Origin of the sequence: Enterococcus avium ATCC 14025, assembly GCF_000406965.1 — a bacterium.
GTDB classification, from domain to species: Bacteria; Bacillota; Bacilli; order Lactobacillales; family Enterococcaceae; genus Enterococcus_A; species Enterococcus_A avium.
In genome coordinates, this window is the sequence record NZ_KE136361.1 from 1 (window position 1) to 2,933 (window position 2,933).

Annotated in this window: 4 protein-coding genes; all 4 read right to left on the reverse strand. The window is 33.3% G+C overall.

What is annotated here, in order from left to right; all coding sequences use genetic code 11:
- A partial coding sequence (locus OMU_RS07070) for a class II fructose-bisphosphate aldolase (RefSeq protein ID WP_016179265.1) occupies positions 1-522 on the reverse strand: 522 nt, incomplete at its 3' end.
- A 16-nt stretch (positions 523-538) separates the two neighbouring features.
- On the reverse strand, positions 539-1,000 hold the full coding sequence (locus tag OMU_RS07075; protein WP_016179259.1) for a PTS sugar transporter subunit IIB: 462 nt from the start codon (positions 998-1,000) through the stop codon (positions 539-541).
- A gap of 11 nt (positions 1,001-1,011) precedes the next feature.
- Positions 1,012-1,431: a PTS sugar transporter subunit IIA gene (locus OMU_RS07080; RefSeq protein ID WP_016179258.1), complete on the reverse strand. Its 420-nt coding sequence runs from the start codon at positions 1,429-1,431 to the stop codon at positions 1,012-1,014.
- Between the two features lie 165 nt (positions 1,432-1,596).
- On the reverse strand, positions 1,597-2,933 hold a 1,337-nt coding region (locus OMU_RS07085; protein ID WP_016179266.1), incomplete at its 5' end, for a PRD domain-containing protein.

Consider the following 2,933-nt stretch of genomic DNA (forward strand, 5'->3'; position numbering starts at 1 on the left):
ATGTGAAGTCCCAACAGCTACTGCTAAACAATCTACGGAGGTTTGTTTTAGAAAATCAGCAGCCTCCTCAGGTCTGGTCAATCCTGTATCTCGAGTTTTATCATACTCATACGCTTGACCCACATGACCTAGCTCAGCTTCAACTGAAACTCCACAAGCATGAGCAATCTTAACTATTTCTGCTGTTTCTTTAACATTATCTTCAAAGCTGCTTTGAGATCGGTCAATCATAACTGAACTAAATCCAGCACGAATTGCATTGACAATATCCTCAAATGGTCCACCATGATCCAAGTTTAGTGCAACAGGTACTTCTGGATATCTTCTCTCGTAAAAACGGGCGATGTCTGCACATTCATAAATTCCATGTACCCCAGCAACATCCAAAATGATTGGTGCTCTTAACTCTTTTGCAGCCAAGAAACATGCCTCAATGGTTTCACGATTGAACACGTTTGGAGCAGCTACTCCGTATTTTCCTTTTTTTGCTTCCTTCAATAGTTCATGCATTGGAATAATCATTTTTTTCCTCCAGATTCTATTTATAATTGATAACTGTGTCAGTTGGCACTTGCTGAATTTCTAAATTAATCCCACTAGCAGCTAACTCTTTTAGCTGTTTTTCTTCATCCGGTAAAACATTAATTGCTTTTGAAATATTCTTCGTTCCTTCGCGAGCCTTAGTACCACCAAGATTTAATCTAGTAATCTCGGGTACTTCCTTAATCAATTGATAGGCATCTCCGATAGAGCCTACGACAATAAATAGTTTATACTTGTCTGTTTTTCCCGAATTGATAGCTTTAATCGAATCCTCAACCGTCTTGATTACTACTTTGATATTATGAGGACAAGCCATTTTTAGTGTTGCTTTTTGTAACGGATCAGTTACGACAGTATCATTTGCAACTAAAATACAGTCAGCCTTTATGCTGTTTGTCCAAGATAAGGCGACTTGACCATGAATCAATCGGTGATCAACTCTAACTAGCTTAATCATGTTTATCCCTCCTAAAAATCATCTTCTGAAATATTCATTTTTAACTGATTGCAATAAATAAAACCTTCTGTAGCAGTTTTCATTGCCCTTAAAATTGCCTCGTCCCCCTTCATTTGTGAATCGTTGATTAACACCAATAGTTCAATTACAAATGCTAAATTCATGCCTGCAACAAGATGAATACTATTGTCATTGTTTATCCTCTTCATCCATTCATTGTTTACACTTCCACCAAAAATATCTGAAATAACGAAAAGTTCATTTCCGTGATTTTCTTCGATAATACGATTGATTTCTCTTTCGATATCTTCATCTTCTTTAGAATAAGCACAATAATAATCGATGTTCTTAAAATCTCCTACAATCATTTTCACTGTTTCAGTCATTCCTTTAGCTAAATTTCCATGACTGATACATAAAATCTTTCTCATAGAATTCCTCCTTTTCACTTTATTACTAGCAATTGGCGTGCCAATTAGTTTAAATTTTCAAAACACTTGGTTTAACAGGCTTTTTGTGACACAAGTTATCTATTCACACAAAAAAAGTGACACTAACTTTTCATTAAGTTAGTGTCCACAAATTTATTTTTAGTGTCAATCCAGGTTTTGAGTAATATTGTAGATGTAATAGCATTCTTCAATTGGCAGTGAAATATTATATAATTGTTCAATAGGACGAAAAGCGGTACTGATTAATGATCCTAACTGTTCTTGATTTTCTCCAAAATATCCGTCTTTCGGAAAGGAGTCCATTTTTTTCCCACGCATTAATCGTTCAATCATACAACTAATGTGGACATATAGATTTAGTTTCTGACTATTGTTTAATTGTCTATTTAAATATCGCTCCAACGAATCCAAACAAGGTTCAATTTGAGTAATGATTTTATTACTATCTAAGATAGTCAATGAATCAATAATCTTATTCAAAGATAAATTCTTGATCATTTCATTATTCACAACTTCAGCTAACTCTTTTGTTGTGTGTGTTTCTAACAATTTTAAAAGACGGTTATCCTTATCGGTAAATAAATCCTCAATAGAAATAAATGGTAAGCTGTCAATATGAGGATTATTAGTACCAATTAATCCTATAACTTCATTAGTCTTAAATACCTCCAACTCTAGTCCCTTTTGGAGAATTTTTTCGAAATCTTGAGCGATAAAGTAGACTGAACTTTCTTTTGGGACAATTCTTGTAAACATCTCTTTTAGCTTTAACGCAGTTCCATATCCAGTGCTACAAGAAATGATAATCGTTTTCTTTTTTGTCCTTTCAGGATAAATAATTTGGCAATTAATCTTACCACTTTCTTTCATTTTTTCAGATATTTCAATCATACTTACGCCCTGTTGTAGTAAACTACCTCCCCACAAAGCCATTTCTGTAGAAACATTGTTTACCAAAATGATGGGAGATGATGTGCTTTGAACTAATTTTTTACCGATATTATGAAGTGATCCCATATCAACTAAGACTAATAAGCCTTCTTGATAATTATTAGTCTTTATATAGTTTTCAATTCGTTCGATCATTTCATCTGTGCTTATATCTAAAGGCATATCAAATGAATCATAAATATGGGCTTTTAGCATCCGATTAACGACGCTGCTAATACTACTTGCAGTGGCATAACCATGAGCTACAATCAAACCACTAAATTTTTTTGATTCTACCTGATTGACAGTGCCAATTAATTGCGTTAATAGAATGAAAAGTTTATCAAACTCACTTAATGAAATATCTAAATTGTTCTCAAGCATTTGAAAGAGTGCTTGAGTATCTTGTCTAACCATTTTCTGAAGATGTTTATATAAGTTTCTTATTTCACATACATTTACGCTAAAACGTAAAGTATCATTTCTTTTCAATAAATAATGGGCAATAATAAATATGTCGTTTCCATTAAAAAGATTGTTCTTTGAATGCA